Annotated in this window: 1 protein-coding gene; it reads left to right on the top strand. The window is 55.1% G+C overall.

The genetic code is table 11. The annotated features are described in order from the left end of the window. Positions 1-202: 202 nt before the first annotated feature. Positions 203-1,076, top strand: an 874-nt coding sequence (locus VKV18_RS04890; protein WP_324203106.1) for an ArnT family glycosyltransferase, incomplete at its 3' end; no start/stop codon positions are given.

Genomic DNA, 1,076 nt, shown 5'->3' with positions numbered 1-1,076 from the left:
TCTCGGTGGAAATGTGCCTCGCCGCCTACAAAGCGGCAGAAACCGGCCAACGTGTCTTCTTCCCCTTTTCGGGTTAGAAGTAGTGCTTCCCTACCCCACTAGGGGTGCAGAGAGCTACAAAGCTTCTGCACCCCCTTCTTTTAACAGCTTAGACCATCTCTGCCGTATATCCCCATAACACAGGTAAACTCTATGTGAGAACATGGTACACACCGAAACCTTCACAAAAGAAACCGTACACAAAACCGAATCGCCCCCGCTCACCGAAATAGGTCTGCTGCTCCTTTGCCTGCTCCTCTTCTTCTGGCGACTAGGTTCTGTGCCCCTCTTTGATCTTGATGAGGGCCTCTATGTGGCTTGTGCTCGCCAAATGGTTCTTCATGGAGACTGGATCACCCCGCGCCTTAACAGCCACCCACCGCTCAACCCATCCGCCTTCACAACCCCCTTTTTTGAGAAACCCATTCTTGTCTACTGGCTTGGGGCGCTTTCCATGCGCCTTGTTGGACTTACTCCCTTTGCAGCCCGACTTCCTTCGGCCATCGCCAGTCTGCTCACAACGCTCCTCGTCTGGTGGTTCGCCAAAATCGCCTTCGGACGCCGGGCTGCGGCTTGGGCGGCTCTTACCTACATGCTCGCCCCGCTCACCCTCCTCGATGCCCGCCAACTTACCACCGATGCCCTGCTCACTTTCTGGTTCACCATCATGATGTTAAGCGCCTATCTCTGTCTTGAACCACCCTCTTGGGTCACTCCCAAAATGAGGTTCGGCCTAGCCATGGTCTTCTGGACATCTCTCGCCCTCTCCATTCTAACCAAAGGAGCCGCCGGCGCCCTGCCTCTCTTTATTCTAGCCCTCTTCCTTCTTCTTAAACGCTTTACACTGCGCATCAAAGCACACGGTGGCTTTCGATTCTATCTCTCTTTGCAGTTCACGTCGTCTCGTACTCTCCTCGCCGCATGGCGTTGCTTGTATCCCTTCCTCGGCCTCCTCCTCTGCCTGGCAATAGCCGCGCCATGGCACTACCTCATCTGGAAAGCCGGAGGCCGAGATGAGCTTGGGCACACATGGTTTC

This window comes from Chthonomonas sp. (genome assembly GCF_035294505.1).
Lineage (GTDB): Bacteria > Armatimonadota > Chthonomonadetes > Chthonomonadales > Chthonomonadaceae > Chthonomonas.
This window is presented reverse-complemented; position numbering and strand designations above follow the sequence as displayed.